The 24,371-nt window shown below is 63.4% G+C and carries 22 protein-coding genes; 9 read left to right on the top strand and 13 right to left on the bottom strand.

Annotated elements, in window-relative coordinates; genetic code table 11:
* Positions 1 to 5 precede the first annotated feature (5 nt).
* The 7 genes from EOA13_RS39410 to EOA13_RS20595 all read left to right on the top strand — a co-directional run bounded on the left by EOA13_RS39410 (position 6) and on the right by EOA13_RS20595 (position 7,280).
* Positions 6 to 1,373 (top strand): xanthine dehydrogenase family protein molybdopterin-binding subunit, encoded by a 1,368-nt coding sequence (locus EOA13_RS39410; RefSeq protein WP_127295452.1) that lies wholly within the window; start codon positions 6 to 8, stop codon positions 1,371 to 1,373.
* Position 1,374: 1 nt separating this feature from the next.
* A complete protein-coding gene (locus tag EOA13_RS39405) occupies positions 1,375 to 2,379 on the top strand; it encodes a molybdopterin cofactor-binding domain-containing protein (protein WP_127295450.1) in 1,005 nt (334 codons plus the stop codon).
* A gap of 8 nt (positions 2,380 to 2,387) precedes the next feature.
* Positions 2,388 to 3,269 (top strand): MoxR family ATPase, encoded by an 882-nt coding sequence (locus tag EOA13_RS20620; protein WP_127295448.1) that lies wholly within the window; start codon positions 2,388 to 2,390, stop codon positions 3,267 to 3,269.
* 220 nt (positions 3,270 to 3,489) lie between these two features.
* A complete protein-coding gene (locus EOA13_RS20610; RefSeq protein WP_127295446.1) occupies positions 3,490 to 4,626 on the top strand; it encodes a VWA domain-containing protein in 1,137 nt (378 codons plus the stop codon).
* Complete coding sequence (locus EOA13_RS20605; RefSeq protein WP_164780216.1) at positions 4,626 to 5,510, top strand: amidohydrolase; 885 nt, start codon at positions 4,626 to 4,628, stop codon at positions 5,508 to 5,510. Before EOA13_RS20610 ends, EOA13_RS20605 begins: the two co-directional genes overlap by 1 nt.
* A 142-nt stretch (positions 5,511 to 5,652) precedes the next feature.
* A complete protein-coding gene (locus EOA13_RS20600; RefSeq protein ID WP_127295442.1) occupies positions 5,653 to 5,994 on the top strand; it encodes a helix-turn-helix transcriptional regulator in 342 nt (113 codons plus the stop codon).
* Complete coding sequence (locus EOA13_RS20595) at positions 5,994 to 7,280, top strand: type II toxin-antitoxin system HipA family toxin (protein ID WP_127295440.1); 1,287 nt, start codon at positions 5,994 to 5,996, stop codon at positions 7,278 to 7,280. The genes EOA13_RS20600 and EOA13_RS20595 overlap by 1 nt, the downstream gene beginning before the upstream one ends.
* Positions 7,281 to 7,288: 8 nt before the next feature.
* Here EOA13_RS20595 and EOA13_RS20590 read toward each other — a convergent pair whose 3' ends face one another.
* The 7 genes from EOA13_RS20590 to EOA13_RS20560 form a co-directional block, all read right to left on the bottom strand.
* Positions 7,289 to 7,699, bottom strand: a complete 411-nt coding sequence (locus EOA13_RS20590; protein WP_127295438.1) for a carboxymuconolactone decarboxylase family protein — start codon at positions 7,697 to 7,699, stop codon at positions 7,289 to 7,291.
* 374 nt (positions 7,700 to 8,073) lie between these two features.
* Positions 8,074 to 9,570 carry a sugar ABC transporter ATP-binding protein gene (locus tag EOA13_RS20585; RefSeq protein WP_127295436.1) on the bottom strand — a complete coding sequence of 499 codons (1,497 nt, stop codon included), beginning with the start codon at positions 9,568 to 9,570 and terminating at the stop codon, positions 8,074 to 8,076.
* Positions 9,570 to 10,619 carry a hypothetical protein gene (locus EOA13_RS20580; protein WP_127295434.1) on the bottom strand — a complete coding sequence of 350 codons (1,050 nt, stop codon included), beginning with the start codon at positions 10,617 to 10,619 and terminating at the stop codon, positions 9,570 to 9,572. Before EOA13_RS20580 ends, EOA13_RS20585 begins: the two co-directional genes overlap by 1 nt.
* On the bottom strand, positions 10,616 to 12,739 hold the full coding sequence (locus tag EOA13_RS20575) for an SMP-30/gluconolactonase/LRE family protein (protein ID WP_127295432.1): 2,124 nt from the start codon (positions 12,737 to 12,739) through the stop codon (positions 10,616 to 10,618). Before EOA13_RS20575 ends, EOA13_RS20580 begins: the two co-directional genes overlap by 4 nt.
* 82 nt (positions 12,740 to 12,821) lie before the next feature.
* Positions 12,822 to 13,844 (bottom strand): sugar ABC transporter substrate-binding protein, encoded by a 1,023-nt coding sequence (locus tag EOA13_RS20570; protein WP_127295430.1) that lies wholly within the window; start codon positions 13,842 to 13,844, stop codon positions 12,822 to 12,824.
* A gap of 62 nt (positions 13,845 to 13,906) precedes the next feature.
* A complete protein-coding gene (locus EOA13_RS20565; protein ID WP_127295428.1) occupies positions 13,907 to 14,893 on the bottom strand; it encodes an ABC transporter permease in 987 nt (328 codons plus the stop codon).
* Between the two features lie 266 nt (positions 14,894 to 15,159).
* Entirely contained in the window at positions 15,160 to 16,593 is a 1,434-nt protein-coding gene (locus tag EOA13_RS20560) for a DHA2 family efflux MFS transporter permease subunit (protein WP_127295426.1), read from the bottom strand.
* A gap of 137 nt (positions 16,594 to 16,730) precedes the next feature.
* Here EOA13_RS20560 and EOA13_RS20555 point away from each other — a divergent pair, with 137 nt between their 5' ends.
* Together EOA13_RS20555 and hutH are read left to right on the top strand one after the other, a co-directional pair.
* The gene (locus EOA13_RS20555) at positions 16,731 to 17,732 is read left to right on the top strand and encodes an ornithine cyclodeaminase family protein (protein WP_127295424.1); all 1,002 of its coding nucleotides are present in this window, start codon (positions 16,731 to 16,733) and stop codon (positions 17,730 to 17,732) included.
* The gene (gene hutH, locus EOA13_RS20550; RefSeq protein WP_127295422.1) at positions 17,729 to 19,210 is read left to right on the top strand and encodes a histidine ammonia-lyase; all 1,482 of its coding nucleotides are present in this window, start codon (positions 17,729 to 17,731) and stop codon (positions 19,208 to 19,210) included. The genes EOA13_RS20555 and hutH overlap by 4 nt, the downstream gene beginning before the upstream one ends.
* Before the next feature lie 9 nt (positions 19,211 to 19,219).
* Here the strand turns inward: hutH and purU are convergent, their stop codons facing one another.
* The 6 genes from purU to EOA13_RS20520 are packed head-to-tail and all read right to left on the bottom strand — an operon-like array spanning position 19,220 to position 24,371.
* Positions 19,220 to 20,101 (bottom strand): formyltetrahydrofolate deformylase, encoded by an 882-nt coding sequence (gene purU / locus EOA13_RS20545; RefSeq protein WP_127295420.1) that lies wholly within the window; start codon positions 20,099 to 20,101, stop codon positions 19,220 to 19,222.
* Entirely contained in the window at positions 20,098 to 20,898 is an 801-nt protein-coding gene (locus tag EOA13_RS20540; RefSeq protein WP_127295418.1) for a 3-methyl-2-oxobutanoate hydroxymethyltransferase, read from the bottom strand. Before EOA13_RS20540 ends, purU begins: the two co-directional genes overlap by 4 nt.
* Before the next feature lie 34 nt (positions 20,899 to 20,932).
* Positions 20,933 to 21,247, bottom strand: coding sequence for a MocE family 2Fe-2S type ferredoxin (locus EOA13_RS20535; protein ID WP_013530832.1), 315 nt, complete (start codon positions 21,245 to 21,247; stop codon positions 20,933 to 20,935).
* A 17-nt stretch (positions 21,248 to 21,264) separates the two neighbouring features.
* Positions 21,265 to 22,347 carry a fatty acid desaturase family protein gene (locus EOA13_RS20530; RefSeq protein WP_245490438.1) on the bottom strand — a complete coding sequence of 361 codons (1,083 nt, stop codon included), beginning with the start codon at positions 22,345 to 22,347 and terminating at the stop codon, positions 21,265 to 21,267.
* A gap of 49 nt (positions 22,348 to 22,396) precedes the next feature.
* On the bottom strand, positions 22,397 to 23,578 hold the full coding sequence (locus EOA13_RS20525) for an aldose 1-epimerase family protein (RefSeq protein WP_127295414.1): 1,182 nt from the start codon (positions 23,576 to 23,578) through the stop codon (positions 22,397 to 22,399).
* 16 nt (positions 23,579 to 23,594) lie between these two features.
* Positions 23,595 to 24,371 carry an ATP-binding cassette domain-containing protein gene (locus tag EOA13_RS20520; protein WP_127295412.1) on the bottom strand — a complete coding sequence of 259 codons (777 nt, stop codon included), beginning with the start codon at positions 24,369 to 24,371 and terminating at the stop codon, positions 23,595 to 23,597.

Below are 24,371 nucleotides of genomic sequence, written 5' to 3'. Positions count from 1 at the left end.
AAGCAATGGAACTGCGCAAGAACTACTTCACTGATATCCGCAAGGACGATCTGAACGAGATCGGCCAGCCCCGGCCGCGCTCGGATTCGCCAGGCCATGTCACCGGCAAGACCGCCTTTTTCGCCGACCGCAATTTCCCTGGCATGCTGCACCTGAAGATGGTGCGCAGCCCGCATCACCATGCCCGCATCCGCTCGATCGACACCTCGGAAGCGGAAAAGCATCCGGGCGTGGTGAAGATTCTGACCGCCAAGGACGTGCCGCACAATGTCTACACCATCCTGATCCTGATCCAGGTCGGGCCGGAGGACGAGACGGTGCTTGCCGACGGCAAGGTGCGCTGGAAGGGCGAGGCCGTGGTGGCCGTGCTGGCCGAAACCGAGCGTGCCGCGCAGGAGGCCGCAGCCAAGGTCAAGGTCGACTATGAGGTGCTGCCGGCCGTCTTCGACATGGAAGAGGCGCTGAAGCCCGGCGCGCCCCTGGTCAACGAATATCACGGCCAGAATTATTACCTCTATGACAGCGGCGAGTGCCGCAAGGTGCGCTTCGGCGATGTCGAGGCGGGCTTCGCCGGCGCCGACCACATCCTGGAGGAGAGCTACCAGTCCTCGCCGATCGAGCACGCGCCGACCGAGACCACCGGCTGCGTGGTGGCACCCGAGGGCAATGACCGCTTCACCTGCTACACCAACACGCAGGCGATGTTCTTCACGCTCGACAACACCTCGATCATCCTGCAGATGCCGGGCAGCAAACTGCATTTCGTCGGCGGCACCGTCGGCGGCGGTTTTGGCGGCAAGGTCGACGTCATCGTCGAGCCCATCGCCATCCTCGGCGCAAAATTAACAGGACGACCAGTCTGTTTTATCTACAGCCGCGAGGAGGAGATGCAGATCTCGTCGCCGCGAGCGGCCGAAAAGGTCGTCATCAAGGACGGCGTCATGAAGGACGGCCGCATCGTCGCGCGCAAGGTCACCGGCTATACCGACGCCGGCGCCTATTCGCGCCACTCGCCCTATGGCGCGCAGAAGGGCGCGGGGCACTATCCCGGCCCCTACACCATCCCAAACGTCTGGATCGACACCTACTGCGTCTACACCAACCGCACGCCCTCCTCCGCCATGCGCGGCTTCGGCGTCACCATCGGCGACTTCGCGCTGGAGGTGCAGATGGACAAACTGGCGCGGCTGATCGGCATGGATCCGCTCGAATTCCGCTTCATCAACGCCTATCGCGACGGCGACATGAAAGCGCATCGCCAGCCGACCGAGGGCGCGGCGCTGATCGAATGCATGCAGGAAGCCTCGCGCGCAGCCAACTGGCCGGTGGCGGAGAAATACATGGCCATGTCGTCTTACGTGAAGGGAGCTTGAGATGGCGATCAGGCGTGGACGCGGCGTTGCCGCGATCAACTATCCCACCGGCATGAACCTCGGCGGCGACCCGACGCAGGCGCTGGTGCATTCGACGCCGACCGGCAATTTCATGGTGACGCTTTCCAGCGTCGATCTCGGTCAGGGCATGAAGCAGATCATGGCGCAGATCTGCGCCGAGACGATCGGCGTGCCGACCGACCGTGTCGTCGTCGACACCGCCGACACCGACACCGGCCCGCACTGCATGGGCACATTCGCCTCGCGCGGCACCCACCGCGCCGGCAACGCCGTCATCCAGGCGGCAAGGGAAGCGCGCCAGGTGATGCTGGAAGTGGCCGCCGAGGAGCTGGAGGTCAACGCCTCCGACCTCGAGACCGATGGACAGGGCAACATCCTGGTCAAAGGCGCACCGCAAAAGTCGATCTCGATCTTCGATGTCGCGCTGTCGGCGCATTTCAAGCGTGGCCGCTCGATCTCCGGCCGCGGCATGTTCCTGATCCCGCGCTCCTATCCCGAGAAGGAAACCGGCGCGATGAAGCCGTCGACCTGTTATGCCCATGCCTGCACGGTGGCCGAGGTCGAGGTCGACGACGAGACCGGCGAGGTTACCGTGCTGACGGTGAAGAACGTCTTCGAGATCGGCCGCGCGCTGAACCCAAAGATGGTCGAACAGCAGCTGGTTGGCGGCTCCTGGATGGGCATCAGCCATGCGCTCTATGAGACAACCGAGCCCTATTATCCCAACCGCGACCATGGCGGCACCGACTTCAACCAGTATCTGATGCCCGGCCCCGGCGATCTCGCCGAGACCGAGATCATCGTTCTGGAGCGGCCTTCGGCGGACGGACCATACGGCGCCAAGGGGCCGGGCGAAATGTGCGCCAACCCGCAGATCCCGGCCGTCGCCAATGCCGTCTTCGACGCCGTCGGCGTGCGCATCGACACTCTGCCGATCACGCCGGAGCGCATCCTGCGCGCGCTGAAGGCGCAAACGGCGAATTGAGGGCTGGAATGACAGGGACAAGCGCCGAGACTGTCGCGACCTCGCCGGAGGCGGTGGCGCAGCACCTGGCCGCCTCGCGCTACCTTGCCGACGAGAGCCTTTCGACCGCGATCTTCCTGGCAATCCGGCTGGGCAAGCCGCTGCTGCTCGAAGGCGCGCCGGGCGTAGGCAAGACGGAGGCGGCGAAGGCGATCGCCGCGCTGCTCGGCCGTGATCTGGTGCGGCTGCAATGCTATGAAGGCATCGATGCCGCGCATGCGCTCTACGAATGGAACTACCAGCGCCAACTGCTCGCCATCCGCCATGCCGGCGAGCATGAGATCGACATCTACGACGACCGTTTCCTGATCGCCCGGCCGCTGCTGCAGGTGCTGAAGGCGCCCGAGCAGCGCGTGCTGCTGGTCGACGAGATCGACCGCTCGGACCACGAATTCGAAGCGCTGCTTTTGGAATTCCTCTCCGACTTCCAGATCAGCATTCCCGAGCGCGGCACCATCCGCGCCACGGCACAGCCGATCGTCATCCTGACCTCGAACCGCACCCGGGAACTGGCCGAAGCACTGCGCCGCCGCTGCGTATACCACTGGATCGGCTATCCCGACGCCGAGCGCGAGGCCGCCATCATCATGCTGCGCGCCGGCGATGTAGCGCAAGCCACCGCACGCGCGGTGGCGGCGGCCGTGCAGACCATTCGCGCCCGCCCGCTCGCCAAGCCGCCCGGCATTGCCGAGGCGGTCGAATGGGCCAACGCCGCGACCATCCTGGAAAAAGGCGGCAGCCCGTGGCCGGAAGCCTTCCGCCGCGCCATCGGCGTGCTGATCAAGGACGAGGAGGATCTCTCCTACATCGAGCCCGAGCTTGGCCGGATTGTCGAGGAGGCGCTGGCGTGAGCCGAGACCTCAACGGCACGTTCTCCCCGTTCATTCCGCAACGCTGGCGGGACAGCACCCCCCTCTGTCCTGCCGGACATCTCCCCCTCAAGGGGGGAGATTGGCTGTCATTCCGGCTTTCGACAATCTCCAGCGTCGCAGAACGGAGCGAAGCATCGAAGCTGCTGATCTCCCCCCTTGCGGGGGAGATGTCCGGCAGGACAGAGGGGGGCGCCACGCAATGATGCGGGAAACAAGCGTACCCCGCGCCGCCGCGCCCTTGCTCGGTTTTGGGCGGCTGCTGCGCCGCTATGGCTTTGCCGTCGCGCCGGAGCAGATCTCTGGCTTCATGCAGGCGGTGACGTTGCTCGGGCCGCGCTCGATGGCAGACATCCGCGAGGCCGCCCTTGCCACCCTTGCACCCCCGCCCGATCGCCGCGACGAATTCGAGGCGCATTTCCAGAGCCACTTTTATGGCAACACATCCGCCGTGGCCGAAGGCGACGCAGACGAGGAAACCCGCATCAAGGATGATGGCGGCGCCGACGACGAACGGATCGAGGCCGAACAGCGGCAAGAGGGCGGCGAGCTGTCCTCGGCGCTGGAGCAGTTGAGCAGCCGCGACTTCCAGCGCGACGATGACGGCCTTGCCGCTTTCCGCCGCAAGCTCGCTTCGGCCCTGCCCGCCCGCCGCTCCTTCCGCACCGTGCGCACCCACTCGCGCGGCAAGCTCGATCTGCGCCGGTCGCTGCGGGAAATCGTCAGCGCCGATGGCGACGTGCCCTCGCCGCTGCTGCGCCGCCGCCAGACCGTGCCGCGCAAGCTGCTGCTCTTGATCGACGTTTCCGGCTCGATGAAGCTGCACACAGCGGACTATCTGAAGCTGGCGCATGCCGCAGTGCAAGGTGCCGACCGCGCCGAGATCTTCACCTTCGGCACGCGGCTGACCCGCATCACCCCAGCACTGCGCATCCGCAACCGCGACCAGGCGCTGGCGCGCGCCGCGGCCCAGGTCGACGATTGGGACGGCGGCACCCGCATGGGACCGACGCTGCTCGCCTTCCTCTCGGTGCCGCGCTTCTCGTCGTTTGCACGCGGTGCCACGGTCGTGATCCTGTCCGACGCGCTGGAGCGCGGCGATCATGGCGAGTTGGAGACAGCCATGCGACGGCTGAGCGCCCGCGCTTTCCGGCTGTCGCTGGCCACACCGCTAGCCGGCGACCCGCGCTTCCGGCCGGCAACGGCGGCACTGCGCGCCATCCTGCCGGTGCTGGACGACCTCATCGACGGCTCGTCGGTGAAAAGCCTCACCGATTTCATCCTGTCTCTCGCCCGCCCTGCTCCGGCGGCGGCGGCAATCTGGAAGAGGGTTTCATGATGCAGAAAACCATCGACGCGCATTTCCACATCTGGCGCCAAAAGGACCAGCCCTGGCTGGTCGGGCCGATGGTGCCGCGTATTTTTGGTCCCTACGAGTCGATCCGCCGCGACTATCCGGTCGAGGAGTTTCTCGAAGACCAGAAGGGGTCGGGCGTCGAGAAGGCCGTCTATGTCCAGACCAACTGGGCCAAGGAGGATTTCGAGAAGGAAGTCGCCTTCCTGCAGAAGACATCCGACGAAACCGGCTGGCCGCATGCCATCGTCGGCTACACCGACATGACCGTCGACGATATCAGGCCCCAGATCGATCGGCTGATGAAATACAAGCTGCTGCGCGGCGTACGGATGCAACTTCATTGGCACGAGACCCCGGCCTTCCGCTTCGCCGCCTCGGCCGACCAGGTGATCGACCCGAAGGTCCGCGCCAATGTGGCGCGGCTCAAGGATTATGGCCTGTCCTTCGACCTGCAGCTCTTTCCCGCCCAGATGAAGGACGGGCTGACGCTGGTCGGTGAAAACCCGGAGACGAATTTCATCCTCACCCATGCCGGCATGCTGGCGGGCATGGAGCCGGAAACCACCGAAGCCTGGAAGGCAGGCTTGCGCACGCTTGCAGCCGCCCCCAACCTCTACGCCAAGCTCTCCGGCCTCGGCACCTTCGTCCACCGCAACGACCCGGCGCTGATCGCCTATATCGTCGACAATGCGATCGACATCCTGGGCGCTGGCCATCTGATGTTCGGCTCGAACTTCCCGATCGAGAAACTGTGGACCAGCCACGCCGAGTTGATCAAGGCGCACCGCGACGCGGTGGCCAAGCATGGTGCTGCGGCAGAGGCGGACATTTTCTGGAACACGGCGGAGAGGGTTTACCGGCCTTGAAATCGGCTTCGCATTTTTCGGTGCCGTCAAAAAGTGCGGAATTCCGCTCTAATTTTCATATAGAGCGGAATTCCGCTTGACATTCTCTCCGACCTGCATATACGGAATTCCGCTTCTTTTAACATAAAGAGCGGAAAAACGCATGCTGCAATCGATTTTTCAATCGCTTGGAACTCAGCTCAAGGAAGCCAGACAGCGTCGGCGATTGACCCAGCCGGCACTTGCCGAACGCTTGGGACGGAACCGCGCACGCATTTCCGAACTGGAACGCGACCTTGCCAATGAGCGCATCGGGCGGGACAGGCTCTCCCTGCTGGTCGAAATCTGTGACGCTCTCGACCTGACGCCATTGCTGGTTCCCAATTCCAGGCTTGCTGCCGCACGTGACTTGATTTCATCCGAAAGGGGGCGTGAAGCATCCCCGGGCCAGTCCACCGCTTTCGAAGACTTGTTCGTCGATCTGTCCGATGACGGAGACAAGTGATGGCGGAACCAGCTGCGGTTCTGGGCGTGTACCTATTGGATCGGCGCGGCGACAGAATCCGGGTCGGAATCCTGACGCGAGACCGTGACAGAGCGACCGCCTTTGTGGTCGACGAGGTCTATCTGAGAAATCCGGAGCGACCCATTCTCAGCCTCGCCTGGGTGGTGCCGGGTGACGAGGAAGCCACGCGGGCACGGCTTGCGGCGCGCGGCGACAAGATAGGCCTCCACGGTTATTTGCCCCCATGGTTTTCCGGACTGCTCCCGGAAGGGGCGCTACGCGACCTGGTCATGACGGAGATGGGGCCAGGCAATCACGACCAATTCGATTTGCTGACACGGCTTGGTGCGGATTTGCCCGGCGCGGTTCTGGCCACCCCCGAAACGGCGCCATCCGCCTCGGCGGGACCGCTTCGTCTCGAAAACGTTCAAGGCCTTGATCTGGTGCGCCCGGAGGGCGTCGTGAAATTCTCGCTCGCCGGCGTCCAACTGAAATTCGGAGCCGTGGCCATGGGCGACCGCCTCACTGTACCGGCGAGGGCCGGCGAAAGCCGCTGCATATTGAAAGTACCCACCCCTCGATATCCCGGTCTGCCGGAGGCAGAATTCGCCGCCATGACCCTTTGTCGGATGATCGGCGTCAACACGGCGGATTGTCGCCTCGTCTCGACAAGTGCCATCGAATCCATTCCTGAAGCTCTCCTCAAAGGCGGAAAACAAGCCTTCGTCGCGGATCGTTTCGATCGGCCAGGCGCAAACAAACGCATCCATATGGAAGATGCCGCCCAGATCGTTGGGGCCACGGGTGAGCGCAAATATACGATGGCCACCTACGAAACCATTCTCAACATGATCCGCCGCTTCAGCACCGACTGGCGCGCCGACGTTTTGGAAGGATTTCGTCGGATCATTGCCGATGTCCTGATCGGAAATGGGGACAATCATCTCAAGAATTGGTCATTCTGGTTCCCCGCCGGCCACGAGACCAGGCTTTCGCCGGCCTACGATATCGTTCCCACCATTTTCTTTGCGCCGAATAATGATGATCTGGCCCTGCGGTTTGCCGGTACGCACACATTCGCGAACGTCACCTTCAAACGATTTCGTCGTGTTGCCGAGTTCCTGAAGCTCGATCCAGACTGGATCGAACGGGAAATGAAAGCCGTGGTCAAAAAAGCGATCGAGCAATGGCCCGGAGCGTGCTTCGATCTCCTGGAGGAAACGCGGGCAGCTCAGTTGATCAGTCGCCTGGACACACTTGCCTTGGTCCAGGAGGCAAGACAATAGGCGCCAAATCAGGCCTTCACCTCGAACTGCGGATCGACCGGGATTTGCATCGCCGTCACCAGATGGTTGGTCTGCCCAGCCAATCCGATGATCGACACCAACTCGCCATGCTGCGCGTCGGTCATGCCCTTGGCGCGGGCTGCGGCCGTGTGCGAGTGGACGCAGTACGAGCAGCCATTGGCTGTCGACACCGCAATGTAGATCATCTCCTTGGTCAGCGGATCGATGGCGCTGTCGGCAACCATCACCACCTTCAGCTGTTCCCAGATCCGCTTCAGCGCCGCGGGATCATTGGCCAACCCGCGCCAGAAATTGTTGACGAAGTCGGATTTGCGCGTCGCGCGGATGTCGTCGAAGACGGCTTTCACGGCCGGGATTTTCTCGACCTCGGCATCGCTCAGAAGTCTTGTGGTGGCCATGGCGTGATCCTTTCGTTTCAATGGATGAACTGGCTGGTTGAATCAAGTTTCGAGCAAAGGCGGCTAACCAGCTTCTTTGACTCAGTTTTTGGCGCGCAATAGCGTTGAAGATCAGCCGAGCCCCTCACCTTCGTCATCCACGGGCGAAGCAGGAGCGAAGCTCCGTCGCGGAGACCCGAGGATCCATTCCGTGCCGTCTCGCAAAGCGTACAGCGGAACAGAATCCTGCACCGCAGCGACGCTTGGAAGTCGCGGCATGGATCCTCGGGTCTGCGCCGCGTCGCTGCGCTCCTTGCTCCGCCCGTGGATGACGAAGAGGTAGAGGCCTTCGCCCAATTACCGACGTATGCGGACCACCGACCACCAGCCAAACCCTAATGCACGGCCGCGTACATGATCTTCTCCTCCGTCGCCTCCGCAGGGGAAAACTCTTCCACAATGCGCCCTTGCCGGCACACCAAAATCCGGTCGGACAGGTTCATGACCTCCGGCATATAGGAGGAAATCACCACCACGGCCAGGCCCTCGTCGGCCAGCCGGTTGATGATCTGATGGATCTCGGCGATCGCGCCGACATCGACGCCGCGCGTCGGCTCGTCGAAGATGACGATGCGCGGCTGCTGCACCAGCCCCTTGCCGATCACCACCTTCTGCTGGTTGCCGCCTGACAGTTCGACGACGCGCGCCTTGTCGTTGATCGCCTTGATGTTGAGCGTCTTCGTCCATTCGGCCGACAGCGCGCGCATTTCCTGCGCATTGATCACCCACGCCTTTTCGCGGCCCGCCGCCAGCAGTCCGCCGAACAGGTTCTCGGCAATGCCCATCGTCTCGAAGATGCCTTCGCTCTTGCGGTCCTCGGTGACATAGACGATGCCGTCGGCCACCGCTTCGCTCGGCACGAGATAGCGCACCGGCCTGTCGTCGAGCTCGATGGCGCCGCCGCGCAGAAAGTCGCGCTTGTAGATGCCGGAGACGATCTTGAAGGTTTCGGTGCGGCCGGAGCCGATCAGCCCGAATACGCCGGTGATCTGGCCTTCGAAGATCGAGAAGGAATTGTTGCGCACGACATTGCTCATCGAGATGTCCTGCACCGACAGCACCTTTTTGCCCGCCTTGCGAAGCTTTGCCTCGTCGCGCTGGCGGTAGATCTGTCCCGACAGCGTGCGCCCGACCATGGCGGAAATGATCCTGTCGCGGTCGAAAGCAGACGTGTCGTCGGTGATGACCAGCTCGCCGTCGCGCAGGATGGTGATGCGGTCGGCAATATCAAGCGCCTCTTCCAGCGCGTGGCTGATGAAGACGATGGAGACGCCGTTCGCTTTCAGCCGGCGGATCAGCGCGAAGAAATGACGCTTCTCCTCCGGCGTCAGCGTCGCTGTCGGCTCGTCGAAGATGATGATCTCGGCATTGTGGTGGACGGCGCGCGCAATCTCGACCATCTGCCGCTTGGCAGCACCCAGCGTCGCCACCATCGCGTTCGGGTCGACGGGAAAGTTCAGCGATTGCAGGAATTGCTGCGCCGAAATGTAGGTACCGCGCAGCCGGTTGAGGAACTTCTCGGTGCCGAGATAAAGGTTCTGCGCCACCGTCATCGATGGCACCAGGCTCGTCTCCTGGAACACCATCGCGATGCCGGCTTCAAGCGCTGCGTGCGGCGAGGCGTATGCGATCTCTTGTCCCTTGTGGAACATCTTGCCTGAAGTGGATTCGACCACCCCAGCGATGATCTTCGTCAGCGTCGATTTTCCCGCGCCATTTTCGCCGAGCAGCGCATGGATCTCACCCTTGCGCAGGTCGAAGCTGACATTCTTCACCGCGGGCACGCCGCGGTAGTTCTTGGTGACATTCTCCAGACGGACGATCGGTTCCATCAGAAACCTCCCGTGGCGACGGAAAGGATGCAGTCGCCCCCTTTGGAGGCGACGAACAGAAGGCTGTCTTTTTCCGCAACACTGCAGATGCCGTGGCGCGTGCCGTTGGCGCGGCTGTGCAGGCTGAATTGCGGCTGCATCTTCTGGTCGAGCCTGACCACCAGCCCGTAGGAGCGGCTCGGCGACCATGGCTTGTGAATGCCCATGGTGCGGATGCCGCCGCATTGCAGCGGCTCGAGGAAGCTGCGGCTGGAGGCCAGCGCCGGCGCGATCCAGTAGGCGGGCGGCACCTGGCTCAGCATGTCCTGACGGTAATGCGTTTCCTGCAGCACGAATTCGATCAGCCGGTTGCGCGGCGCAAACAAGGTCAGCCAGGCGCCACCATCGGCGGACGGCGACAGCCGCGCGGGATAGCCGGGCAGATGCGCGAGAACCGTCGAGCGGCTACCCGTCGCGCCGTCGAAACGGACAAGCTGGTGACGCCAGCTTTCGCTGATCAGAACATCCCTGCCGACAGGATGCAGCCCGTAGGGAAAGGCAATGTCGCCGGCGAGCTTGCGGAAATCACCGCCCGCGGCGTCTCGCTTCCACAGCGAACCGGAAGCACCTTTCTTCATCAGATCGGCGGCCCATTGCGATGGCGCGTGCTCGGCCGAGCCATTGGCCAGCCACAGCGTGCCGTCATCCGCATAGGCAAGTGCGGTCATGCAGCTGAGCTCAGCCGGCAGCGAAACCTCCTCGCCTGATACCAGCAGCTTGCCGCTCTCCAGCCCGACCGTCAGTTCGCCGGATGGCGAGAATGCCAGCGCGGTGACGGCAGTTGGAAAGGTCTCGACCACGGTTGGTGTTGCGCCGGCAGCAGCCGAGTGGATGGCGTTGCCGCTGGAGGCGAGCAGTCTGTCACCTGAGACCAGCAGATTGTCGGGCTCGGTCAGCTCGGCAAACGCAGGCGCATCGTCCAACAACGTGTTGGGGCGGAAGGCACCGTCGAGCGGCGGGATGGTCACCGCCTTGCCGCGAAACAGGTCCAGCACAGGATCCAGGATCATGGCTTTGCTCCCCAATAGGAAGCGGGACTGGTCCAGTTCGGGTCGGCGCCTGCGATCTTGTAGCGGCCGATGCGGTTGTTGAGGATACCGCCGACGAAGAGATATCCCTTGTGCTCGCGCATCGAGGTGACCATCGGGTGCGCGCCGCCGGTGAGGTCGCCCATCGCCTCGACGATGCCGCCCTTTTCGTTGAACTTCACCACGCCGCCGGTGTTGATGTTGGGGAACAGCCATTCGTCCTGCGGCAGGCGGCGCGTCATACGCTTGCGCATGTCGGGGTGGCGCAGCGACAGGTCGAAACTCGGCGTGCGCATGCCGAGCCACGCCATCCAGTAATTGCCGTCGGAGGCACGGTTGATGTTGTCGGGATAGCCCGGCATATCGCGGATGACGCATTCGGCGGTGCCGGCCTTCGGCCCTTCCAGCCAATAGCGATGCACGCGGCAGGCCCAGCTTTCGGCGAAGAACAGCGACTTGCCGTCATGCGCCATGCACACACCATTGGTGTAGCAATAGCCGTCGAGCAGCGTCTTCGTCGAACCGTCCTTGGGATCATAGACCAGCAGCCGGCCGGTGGCGCGGTTCTCGATCGAGTCCAGCGCCCAGTCATGGGCGTCGTAGCGCTTGGTCGAGTCGGTGAAATAGATGCGGCCGTCGGGTGCGATGTCGCAGTCGTTGGGGTCACGCAGCCGCGCATCGTCGACGATCGAGGTCCACGAGCGCGACGTTTCGGCCGACAGGCGTTTGACCTCCCGATCCGGCGAGACGGAGTAAAGCCCCATGGCGCCGACGCAGCTGATCAGATTGCCCGATTTGTCGAAGGCGAGGCCGAGCGGAAAGCCGCCGATATGGGCAAACACTTCCGATTTGACATAGTCCGGCGCGAAAAAGCGGACGATCTCGCCATGGCGCGTGCCGCAATAGAGATTGTCGTCGCGGTCGAGGATGACGTCTTCCGGCCCCTCCAGCTCGCCAAGCCCGATATGCTCTGCGGCCGACAACCTGTTATCAAGCTCGTAAGGCGTGCCCGAGCCGGGTGCGGCCGACTGCGTTTCGCCCATCTTGAGATAGACCGGCGCGACATAGACTTCGTTCAGCACCTTGTGGCGGTTCTTCAGCCAGCGGATGTCGATCGTCACCGCCACCGCCAGCATGATGCCAAGCACCATCTGGTTGGTGCCGGTGCCATAGCCCAGCCGGATCAACCCGTTGGTCATGGTCAAGACGATGATGGCGCCCATCAGCCCTTTGATCACCGAGCCCCGTCCGCCGCCGAGGCTGACGCCGCCGACCACCGCCGCCGTCAGCGCCATGATCTCGAGGTTGAGGCCGGTGCCCGGCCCTGCCCCGCTCAGCCGGCAGGCGATGAGGAAGCCGCCGATCGAGGCGCAGAAGCCGGAAAAAACATAGGTCATGAACACCGTGCGGCGCACGCGGATGCCGGCATTGTGCGCCGAGCGCCTGGAACCGCCGACCGCCAGCACATGCCAGCCCGGCCGTGAACGGGTCAGCGCGATATGGGTGACGATGGCCAGGATGATCGCCAGCCACACCGAGACCGACAGCCCCCAGAACGTGCTGTCGCCGATGAAATCGAGCACATCCGATGTCGCGGTCGAAAGCTGCACGTCGGCGGCATAGGTGGTGACCAGGATGTCGAACAGCGCCCGCCCGAAGATGAAGGTGACCAGCGTTGTCAGAAAGGCGCGCAGCCTGAGATAACCGACGAGATAGCCGTTGATGGCGCCGAAGATGAGACCGGTGGCGAGCGATGCGGCCAGCGCCAGCCAGATCGACTGTTCGAGGATGAAGAAGACATAGACGGCGGAAAAGCAGGACAGCGCGAAGATCGAGCCGACCGACAGGTCGATGCCGCCACCCAGCATCACCACCGTCATGCCGGTGACGACCATCGAGAACTCGCCAAGCTGGCGGGTCGATTCCTGCAGCGCCGTCAGCTTGAAGAAGCCGGGAATGATCGAGCCGAAGGTTGCCAGCGTCGCCACCAGCGCCAGGAACGGAATGGCGTTGTCGGTCCAGCGTTTGGTCAGGATCTCGCCGACGACATGGTCGGGCACGAGATTGTAGCGCCAGGACTGGAGGCGTTCGCGAAAGGACATCGGCAGCTGCTATTCCATGAGAGGACGAGGTGACCGAATCCTTCCGGCCACCTCGTTAATACTTCAGTCGAAAAGGTGCGGCTTACTTTGCAGCCGCCGCCTGCAGCGCCTTCAGGTCCCAGCAGCTGTCGGGCTTCAGGTCGGCCTTGGTCGTCGCCTTCTCCAGCGTGTAGATGTAGGTGTGCGAGGTGCCGGCCGGCTGGCCGCTCTGCAGCAGGAACTTGATGATGGCGTTCATGTCACCCGACTGGCGGGCAAGGTCGGTCATCACCACGGCGCCATAGGTGCCGTCCTGCAGCTTGTCGCAATCGGCCGCCTTCTCGCCACCGCCCGTGGTGACCAGGAACACCTTGCCGTCGAGCTTGGCGTCGCGGATCGCGGCAGCCGCGCCGGTAGCGTCACCATCCCAGAAATCGATGATCGAGCAGATGTCCGGGTTCTGCTGCAGCATCGTCGTCGTCACATTGCGCGACGTCGTCGCGTCCCAGTTGGAATCGGGCTTGGCCACCACCTTGAACTCGGGATTCTTGTCCAGCACCTTCATGATGCCGGCATACTGATAAAGGCTGGAGGAGTTGGCCTGGTCACCCTGCACAAGGCCGATCTTCTTTGACGAGTTCGGGCCGCAGCCCTTGATCGCCGCTTCGGCCTCGAGCTGGCCGAGCCGATCCCAGTCGCTGCCGACAAAGGCATCAGCCGGGAAGTTCGCCGGATTGTCGACCAGTATCACGTAGGTGCCCGCGGCCTGCGCCTTCTTCATCAGCTTGGAATAGGAGTTGAGGTCCGGCGCATGGATGATCAGCACATCCGGCCTGGTGTCCGACGAGATGGCATCGGTGATCGCCTGCGCGCCGGCGTCGACGACCCAGTTCGGATCGCGCGTCTCGAACACGCCGCCCCACGCCTCGACTTCGGTCTTCAGATAATGCGCCCAGCCCTGCGCCAGGTCGAAGCCCATCGCCAGCGGCACCAGCATGACGCGCTTGCCCTTGAGAGCCTGTGCGTAGGCGGCCGGGCCCGGATCGTCGGCGGCGAAGGTTGGCGCCACGAAGGCGGTGACGGCGAGTGCCGTGGCGGCTGCCATCAATGTCCTGATGAATTTCATGTCAAATCCTCTCGTTTCGATTTTCATTGCCGGCCGATCGGGATGGATCGGACCGGGTACCCCTAAATGTCGCCTTGCTGGGCGGTCTGCTCGTCACGTGGATTGATGATGCCGTCGACGATGATGGCCCCCAGCAGGATCGCCGCCTTGATCAGGTTCTGGTAGAGCAGCGGAATGTCGATGATGGTCATGGCGTTGAGCAGGATGCCGATCAGCGCCGCACCCACCAGCACGTTGCGCACGCCGCCCCGCCCGCCGGACAGACCGATGCCGCCGATCACCGCCACCAGCACGATGTCGTAGAGCAGGGTCGAATTGACGATGCGCGTGTTGATCGAATGCAGGCTGGCCGCCGTCAGCAGGCCGGCGATCAGTGCCACGAAGGCGGAAAGTACATAGCGCAGCACCAGCATCGGCCGCACCGGAAGGCCGATGTTGCGGGCAGCAACCGGATTGTCGCCGGCGAAATAGATGTAGCGGCCCCATTTGGTGTAGCGCAGGAACAGGAAAAACAGGAGCGCCAGGCCGGCGAAGACGAACACCTCGATGGGAATATCGAGGAAGCGCAGGCCACCGAGCAGCTCGACCCAGTGGCCTTGCGGTACCGGCACTGCATCCTGCGTGATCAGTTGCGAGCGCACATAGCCGAAGACGAACGAGCCGGTCGCCAGTGTCACGAAGATTGCCGGCACATCGGCATAGGCAACGAGAAAGCCGTTGAGCAGGCCGATCGCCAGCACGCCGGCCAGCACATAGGCAAAGGCCAGCCCGTCCGGTGTTCCCACATTCAGGAGTTGCAGATACCAGGCGACAGACATCGCCATGATCGCCACCGCCGAGAGATCGATGCCGCGGCCGATGATGACGACGGCCATGCCAAGCGCCAGGATGCCGAGCACCGACACAGAGCGGACGATGGCGACAAGGTTGTTGGGGTCGATGAAGCCCGGCAAGCCTATTGCCGCGGCAGAGAACAGCACCACCGCTATGGCAAAGACAATGCCTTCCTGATTCAGGCTCCGGAAGTCTGGCCAGCCGATCGTGTTCATGTCTGCGTTTGCCCCGATGGCAGCGCTGCCACCCCGAGAAAGAAAGCTAATCGGCTCAGCGCCGGTTCGTCAAATGAATCCGCGTTCGGAAACCGGGCTGGCGCCGATTCGCGGAGTGGGCGCATCGATTGGCGAAGCTGGCGCAATGCGCGGAACTCTGCGCTTTTGGCAATTGGTCGCGCCATTGCGGCCGCTCGCGAAAGCGCTGCACTAAGGCGAAAGGACAAGGCGGGATTTATCTCCGCATCAGGTGGGAAAATCCGATCTCAATTCCCACGCCTATGGCCGGAAACCTCGGCGCCGGCACCCGGCGGCAACGAGAGAAAATGCAATGCCGCCACCAGCCCGATGGCACCGATCGCCAGGAAGGCGATTCGAAAATCAACGAGGTCGAGAGCTGGCCGGCTCCTCGCGATCTGTGACAAATTGAGGATCGCCGCCGCCATGGCGACGCCGAACAGCATCGACATCTGCTGCAGCATCGAGGACAGCGTCGCTGCCGAACTGCGCTGCCCCGCATCGATGTCGGCGAAGGCCAGTGTGTTGAGCGCGGTGAACTGCATCGAGCGCGACAGGCCGGCGATCAGCATCAGCGCCACCACCAGCGCTTGCGGCGTCTGCGGCGAGATCGCAGCGCAAGCCATGATCGCCGCCGAGGCTATCAGGCCGTTGACGACCATCACCGAGCGGAAACCGAAACGCCGCAGCGTTGGCGTCGTCACCGTCTTCATGCCGAGATTGCCGAGGAAATAGGCCAGGATCATCAAGCCGGCATCGACGGGCGAGAGGCCAAAGCCGACCTGGAACAGCAGTGGCAGCAGGAACGGCGTGGCGTTGATCGCCACCCGGAAAATGGTGCCGGCGGCCAATGTCGAGATGGCGAAGGTCAGCACCTTGAACGAGGAGAGATCGAGCAGCGGATGCGGCGCCCGCCGGAGATGCCGTACCGCCAGCCAGCCTATGACGATGCCGGCAACGATCAGCAGCGCTGTCGGCAGCACGCCGTCCTCCGGATGGGCAATGCGTTCAAGGCCATAGAGCAGCAGGGCAAGTCCGGCCGATGTCAGGAAAAAACCCGGCCAGTCGAGCGGCTTGGGGTCAGCCTCACGGTCGCCCGGAATGAAGCGGGCGACCAGCGCCAGCCCGATTACGCCGAGCGGGATGTTGATGAAGAAATTCCAGTGCCAGGACAGAGTGGTGGTGATGAAGCCGCCGAGTACCGGCCCGACCACCGGCGCAAACAGTGCTGGCCAGGTGATCAGCGCCGTGGCGTTGAGCAATTCGGATTTCGACGCATTGCGCAGGACGAGAATTCGCCCGACCGGCGTCATCAGCGCGCTGCCCAGCCCTTGCACGACACGTGCGGCAACGAATTGGGTAAGATTCTCAGAGAAGCCGCAGGCAAGCGATGCCAGGGTGAACAGGACGATCGCCAGCAGGAAGATGTTGCGCGCGCCGAACCGGTCGGCGAGCCAGCCCGACAGCGGCACGAACATCGCCATGGTCAGCATGTAGACGGTGATGCCGATGCTCATCGCCACGGCCGACACGCCGAACGACGCGCCCATCTGTGGCAGCGAGGTCGAGATGATCGTCGAATCCAGCAACTGCATGAAGAAGGCGATAGCGACGATCAGCGCCACGCGCCGCGCCTTGGTGGCCGTTTCGGGTAGGTTTTCAGTCTCGGCAATGGCAGTCATGACGGAACCGGTTTGAACAGCATTTGGCCGGCCGCGTCCAGAGATAGCGCAACAAACTTTCGTGTCGCGAAACTTTCGGGTCGCGCCATGGCCTGCTATGGGATGGACGGGGTGGCCGAGGAAAGTGTCTGCGTAAAATGAAGCCCATCTATATCGACTACCTCAATGCCCTCGACATCGATGCCCTTGCCATGACCGATGGTGAAATCATTGCCGCCGTCGAGGCTGGCCTGGTGGCGCAAGGCAACGGCCAGACGGTGATCGAGCCGCGCGTCCATCTCGAACCGGACCCGTCCTTCCACGGTCATTTCAATGTCTTGCGTTCCTACGTCGCGCCGCTCGACACGGCGGGCGTGAAAATCGTCGGCGACTATGTCGACAACTACCTGCACGGCCTGCCTTCCGAATTCGGCATCCTCAATCTGTTCGATCCACGCACCGGCACGCCGCGCGCCATCCTCGACGCCACCGTCATCACCGACATGCGCACAGGCGCTGTCACCGCCATCGGCGCCAAACATCTGGCGCGCAAGAATTCCAAGGTGCTGGCCCATATCGGCGCGCGCGGCACCGCCTACTGGAACGTGCGCCTGCTCGACCATCTCTTCGACTTCGACGAGATCCGCGTCCATTCGCGCCGGCCGGAAAGCCGCGACGGTTTTGCCGCCAAACTCTCCGCCGATCTCGGCAAGACGGTGACGGCGGTGGCCGACTGGAAGAGCTGCATCGAGGGCGCCGACATCGTCGTCGAAGCCTCGCGGCTGCCGGAGCCGCAACCGCTGCTCAAGACCGAATGGATCAAGCCCGGCGCGCTGGTCGTGCCCTATGGCACGATGAGCGCGGTCGAACTGTCGCTGACCGACATCATGCAGAAAATGGTCGTCGACGATTGGGGCCAATGCAAGGGCGGCAAGTTCGGCTCACTGCGCGCCCATGTCGAGACCGGGCGGCTGAGCGAGAAGACGCTGCATGCCGAGCTCGGCCAGATCGCCGCCGGTCTGAAAGTCGGGCGAGAAAGCGACGACGAAACGATCCTGTTCTGGCATCGCGGCCTGTCGCTGTCCGACATTGCACTGGGCAAGGCGATGCTGGCCAAGGCGCAAGTGCAAGGTATCGGCCAGAGGCTGCGCTTCGCATGAGCGCGCTCGTCCTCACCGGAACCGGCGTCAGCGTTGGCGATGTCGCTGCGGTCGCCCGCGATGGGCGCAAGGTGGAGATTGGACCCGAAATCATCGGCAGGCTGGAGAAGGCACGAAAAGTGCTCGACCAGGCCGCCGCGTCAGGCCAGCAGATCTATGGCCTGAACACCGGGCTCGGCGCCAATCTCGGCACTGCTGTCGACGGCGACGCCGGCGCCTTCCAGCGCCAGTTGCTTGAAGGACGCAGCGGCGCCGTCGGCGAGGTGCTGCCGGTTGAAGCCGTGCGCGCTACTATGCTTGCCCGCGCCGCGATGCTGTCGGTTGGCGGCTCCGGCCTTTCGCCCTCCGTCTTCGTCGCTTTGGTCGACGCGCTCAATGCCGGCGTCCATCCCGTCATGCCGTCGCTCGGCTCCATCGGCGCCGGCGACCTGGTGCTGATGACGGCACTCGCCCGCATGCTCACCGGCGAAGGCGAAGCCGACTATCAGGGCCGTCGCATGCCGGCGGCCAAGGCCCTGATGATGGCGCGCCTCGCCCCTATCAGCCTGGCGCCCAAGGACGGGCTGTCGCTGATCAACGCTTCGGCGGTATCCGCCGGCAGCGGCGCGCTTGCGGTGACGGATGCGCTGTCGGCCCTTGCCCAGCAGCAGCAGGCCGGCGCGCTGACCATGGAAGGTTTTGGTGCCAACCGCACCATCCTCGATCCGCGCCTGCACATGGCGCGCCCGGCGGCCGGCCAGCAGGAAGCAGCCAAGGTGCTGCACGATCTGCTCGTCCGCGACGAGGCGCTGGTGCCGGCCACCTTGCAGGACCCGCTGTCGATCCGCTGCATGCCGTCGATCCATGGCGCGCTGATCGAGGCGATCGGTCAGGCGAGACAGGCTGTCGAGATCGAACTCAACGCCGCCGCCGACAATCCGCTGGTGCTGGGCGATGATGAGTTGGTGCTGTCGACCGGCAATTTCCACACTGCCGCACTGGCGCTCGCCTTCGAGACGCTCGGCCTGGCGATCGCCCAATGTGCCGCGGCCAGTGCCGCCCGCTTTATCCAGCTCACTGGCTCGGGCCGCAATGGCCTGCCGAAATATCTGTCGCCGGTCGGCGGCGCCTCGGCCGGCTTCGTGCCGCTGCAGAAGACAGTGACCTCGATCCTGGCCGCCATCCGCCACAAGGCCAATCCGGTGATGCTCGACTTTCTTCCGGTTTCGGAGGGCGTCGAGGATCACGCCACGCAGACACCTCTGGCGGTTGCGAAATGCGCCGGGATGATCGAGCTGTGGCGCCGGCTGATCGCCTTCGAACTGATGGCCGCCGCACAGGCCATAGACCTGCGCGACCGCTTCACATTGGCGCCACGCACCGCCGCACTTCACGCGGCGATACGCGCTCTCGTCCCCATGCTGAAAGAGGACCGTCCTCTCGGCATCGACGCCGAGGCGCTCTACGTCGCGCTCGCCGGCGGAAATTGGCCGGCCTGACGCGGCTTCTCAGAAGACGACGGTCTTGTGGCCGTTGAGCATGACGCGGGCTTCGAGATGCAGCTTGACCGCGCGCGCCAGCACCCGGCTTTCGATGTCGCGCCCGACGGCGACGAAATCCTCGGCGCTCATCGCATGGGTGACGCGTTCGGTCTCCTGATCGATGATCGGGCCCTCGTCGAGGTCGGAGGTGACGTAATGCGCCGTCGCACCGATCAGCTTGACGCCGCGGTCGAAGGCCTGGTGATACGGCTTGGCGCCCTTGAAGCTCGGCAGGAACGAATGGTGGATGTTGATCGCCCGTCCGAACAGCCGGTCCGACAGGCCTTTCGAGAAGACCTGCATGTAGCGCGCCAGGATGACCAGTTCGGCCCCTGTTTGCTGCACCAGGTCCAGCAGCTTCTGTTCCTGTTCGGCCTTGTTTTCCCTCGTGGTCGGCCAATGGTGGTAGGGAACGCCCTCCAGCTCGGCGAAGCGGCGGGCATCCTCGTGGTTGGAGACGACGGCGGCAACCTCCGCGTTCAGCCAGCCGACCCTGATCTGGTACAGCAGGTGCAGAAGCGCGTGGTCGAACTTGGAGACCATGACGATGATCTTCGGCCGGCGTCCCTGATCGACCAGCGCGGCCTTCATGCCAAAGCGATCGACGCTTGATTTCAACGCCCGTTCCAGGCTGTCCCTGGTCGAGCCTGGCGGACTGATGAAGGCGATCCGCATGAAAAAGCGATTGGTCTGCCGGTCCCAGAACTGGCTGCTTTCGGCGATGTTGGCGCCGTTCGCGGCAAGCTCCGCCGTGACCGCGGCGACGATTCCCGGCCGATCCTCGCAGGAAAGCGTGAGAATATGAACCGGCGCGGCCTCGTCCGTCGCATCATTGCCTTGAGATTTCACGCTCCGCCGACCCTTTTCATGAACAGGCTGAGTTCAGCCGGATCCATATGCACCACATGCTTGTCTTCGGGATAGGCGAGACTGTTGACGTCGGCAACGTATTCCGAGAACGCGGCGATACGCTCGGCCTGCAAACGATCATACTCGGCGGCGAAGTTGCGGTAGACCTTGGAGTGGCGGGGCATGTGGCCACGGTTCTGGCCGAGGATGTCGTCGGCGAACAGATATTGCGCATCGCAACCGGTGCCCGCTCCCATCGACAGCATGATCAACGATGTGCGCTCCGAGATCGCCTTGGCCACCTCGACCGGTACGACCTCGATCTCGGCGCCGATGGCGCCTGCGGCCTCCAGCTGCTTCACTGCCGCGAAGACCTCCATGGCGGTATCGGCGGTCTTGCCGACCGCCTTGAAGCCGCCGGTCCAGGTGGCCCGTGACGGGATCAGCCCGACATGGCCGATCACCGGGATATTGTCATCGGCCATCCGCTTGATCGTAGCGTAGCCGGCGCTGCAATAGACCGCGTCGGCGCCGGCCTTGTAGAGCCGGAAAGCCCAGCGCACGAAATCGTCCGCCGTGCCGATCTCGTAGAAATTGTCGCCCGGCATGGTGAACAGGCTGGGTGCGGCGTCCCGGTATTGCGGGTTGAGCACCAGTTCGGGCGGCACCGAGACGATGTCGACCCCTGCCCGCTCCGCGGCCTCTGCCTCGTCCATCGTCAGCACACGCAGCATGGTCAGCTGGCGCTTGCCCTTCATGGCGCGCAAATCCGCCACCGTCGGTCTTTTTCGGCTCATCAAATGGGTTCCCTCAGTTGCATTCGGCGGCAGGTCAGCCGATCTGGATCATCACTTTGCCAGCCTCGACCTTCACCGGATAGGTGGCGAGATTGACGCATACCGGTGCGCCTCGGGCCACACCCGTCTTGTAGTTGAAGCGGCCATTGTGCTTGGGGCATTCGATGATGTCGTCCATCACCAGCCCATCGGCCAGATGCGCCTTCTCATGCGTGCAGTACCCGTCGGTTGCGAAGTACTCGTCATCGGGACTGCGATAGATGGCGAAGGTACGGCCGCCATGATCGAAGCGGATGACATCCTCTTCCTCGACATCGTCGACGCCACACGCTTCAACCCAGTCGGCCATCTCTGTCTCCTGCAACTCTATTCCGCCGCCGCCGGAACGGTCAGCGCATGGAACTCGTCCCGATACGGCCGCGCCGTCGGCGGCAGCTCGCGCTTGAGGAAATAGTCCTCGTACTGAAGCTGCTTCAGCAGCACCGGCCAGACCTCGCGATAGGCATGCCACATCGAAGGGTTCGGCGCGGGCAGATCGTGCTTGATCAATTCATGCAGCCTCGGCAGCGCGTGATACGGCACCATCGGGAACATGTGATGTTCGACATGGTAGTTCATGTTCCAGTAGATGAAGCGGCTGATCGGGTTCATGTAGGCGGTGCGCGTGTTCAGCCGGTGGTCGGTGACATTATCGGCCAGGCCGATATGCTGTAGCAGGCCGGTCAGCACCATGTGCCAGCTGCCGTAGAGGCGCGGCAGGCCGATCAGCACCAGCGGCAGGAACGACCACAGATAGAGCGCCAGCACGATCGCCGCGACATAGATGGCGATATGCCAGCGCGCGGCGGTGACCACCTTGTGAAGCTCCATCTCGGGGATAAAGCTTTTCTCGTCGGGCGAGATGCTGCCGAACGCATTGCGCACCAGCGTCGGCAGCGAATAGCGGAAATCGAGAATGCCGGTGAAGGCGAGTGCGGCGCGCAGCAGGTCCGGCGGACGCATCACCGCGATCTCGGCGTCGCGGCCGACAATGATCGTGTCGGTGTGATGGCGGGCATGGCTCCAGCGCCAGGTCACCGGGTTGCGCATCAGCATGAAGCTGGCGATCTGGTAGACGGCATCGTTCATCCAGCGCGTGCGGAAAGCGGTGCCGTGGCCGCACTCGTGCCAGCGCGAGTCGCTTGACGAGCCGTAGAGCACGCCATAGACGAGCAGGAACGGCACCACCCACCACGTGCCCCAGAACCAGACGATCCCGGCGGCAGAGCCCAATATGGCAACGATCCAGATGATCGTGTCGCGGATCGCCGGCCCGTCCGAGCGTTGCATCAGCTCTTTCATCGCCTTGCGCGGCACATCGGTGTGATACCACTCGGCCGAGGCCAGCCCGGTCTCGATCGCGGTGCGCGTGCTTTCCCCGACCAGGCTATAGTCGCGCTTTTTCTCCATCACATCGACCTCCGATTTCCGGCCCGCCAGCCGGAGCATTCGTTTCGCATCATGCCCTGTCCGCCAATCCCGGAAAATTGCCCGACGGCACAGGATAATCCTGTTGCGGCTGCCTGGCGATCGACGCGATCTTTGCTTCGGCCGCCGCGATCGCGCCGGCGCCGTCGAGCACTCGGAACACCGCGTCATAAGAACGGCTTTCGCCATGCTCCAGCCAGATCATCTCGCCACGCTCGCGCGCCGCGAGATTGCCCAAGACATGGTGTGTCGAGGGTTCGATGCCCAGCGCATACTGCCCCGCCTGGAAATTCTGCCATTGATAGGCGCAAGGCAGCTGGTCCTTGCGCGTCACCACTTCGAAGCCGAGTCCGAGCCGATCGTTGACCACAGCCACAGGCACCTCGCCATTGGCATCGGCCGCCATCTCATGTTGCCAGACCTGCTCGCTGAAACCCGACTGTGGCGCCGGCATCGTGCGGTAGCCGACCTTCTGCGCCTGGTAACGCTCGCCGTCATGACCGGCCCAGACGACATCGCGGATCGGTGCCAGATAACGCGAACCCTCGTCGAGCAAGGGGTGGCTGACATTGACGTGGTAGAAATACATATGCGGCGTGCGATTGAAGCCATGGTTGACGACGCGGTCCGACAGCCGGATCTCGTTGCCGCCGACATCGGCCTCGATACGCCGGATCAGATGCAAATCCTCGCCGAACACCGCCGATTGCTGAACGATGCCTTCGGCCCAAAGCACGCAGCGGTCGCCATCCCAGGCCTCGCCATAACCGGTCAGCCGCGCTGGAATGGTGCCGACGCGGCCATGCAGCGAATGGATCACGGTCTTCTTGCCCGGGTAGTTGTAGCTATCGGCAGGCACCTCTTCGCGGCCCAATATGTGGTCGAGGCCGCAGGTGACAAGCAGGCCTGAAAACGAGCGCGCCCAGGCGAGCCCCCCTTCCCCCTCATAATCGTGCAGGGCGGGGTGGCGAAAGCCACTCGGCGAATGCCAGCCGATCGCCTGGCCCTTGAAGTCGCAGTCGGCGATGTCGAGCGCCCGGTCGACCAGCGCGGTGAAGCGCAGGCCTGAGCCGGTGCGGAACTCCAGCATGCGAATGCCGCGTTCCACCCCGTCGGCAAGCGTCATCAGCCGCACGCCGGCAAATTGCGACAGCATGCCCGAACGTTCCGATACCTGCCGGCGCGAAAGCGTCTTGCCATAGAGTTCTACCATGTGACGGCCAGCTTCTTCACTTCGCTCTCGTCTCTTTCAGCAGGGCCGACATGTCGGCGCCGGTGATGATGCTTTCCACGGTCAGGAGATCGGTATCGGCAACCGTCTGCTCGGCGACGATCTCGCCGCGGCGCATGACGATGATGCGGTCGGCAACCTGGAACACGTGGTGGATGTTGTGGGTGATCAAAAGCACGGAATGACCGGCCTCACGCACCTCCTTGACGAAGCGCAGCACACCATGGGTTTCCTCGACACCGAGATTGTTGGTCGGTTCGTCGAGGATAATGACCTTGGCGGCGAACTGCATGGCGCGAGAAATCGCGATCGACTGCCGCTCGCCACCCGACAGCGTTAAGACCAGCGCATCGGCGTCGAGTTTTTTCGAGATGCCGACGCGCTTCAACAGCGCCGACGCCGCGTCGCGCAATTTGGCGAAATCGAGCGGCGCGAACACGCCCAGCCATTTCAGCTTGACCGGTTCGCGCCCAAGGAAAAGATTGCGCGCAATGCTGAGATCCGGCGCCAGCGACGTATCCTGGTGGATGGTCTCTATGCCGAGGTCCATCGCATCGCGCGTCGAGCGGATCGAAACCTTTTCGCCGCGCACATAGATGTCGCCCCGATCAGCTGGAAACACGCCCGAGATCGCCTTGATCAGCGTCGATTTGCCGGCGCCATTGTCGCCGAGCAAGGCCACCACCTCGCCCTCCTTGAGAGCAAAGGACGCGTTCTTCAGCGCCCGAACGCTGCCGAAGGATTTTTGCAGATTCTGCAGCCGGAGAACTTCCAT

It is taken from the genome of Mesorhizobium sp. M7A.F.Ca.US.011.01.1.1 (assembly GCF_003998295.1).
Taxonomy (GTDB): domain Bacteria; phylum Pseudomonadota; class Alphaproteobacteria; order Rhizobiales; family Rhizobiaceae; genus Mesorhizobium.
This window is presented reverse-complemented; position numbering and strand designations above follow the sequence as displayed.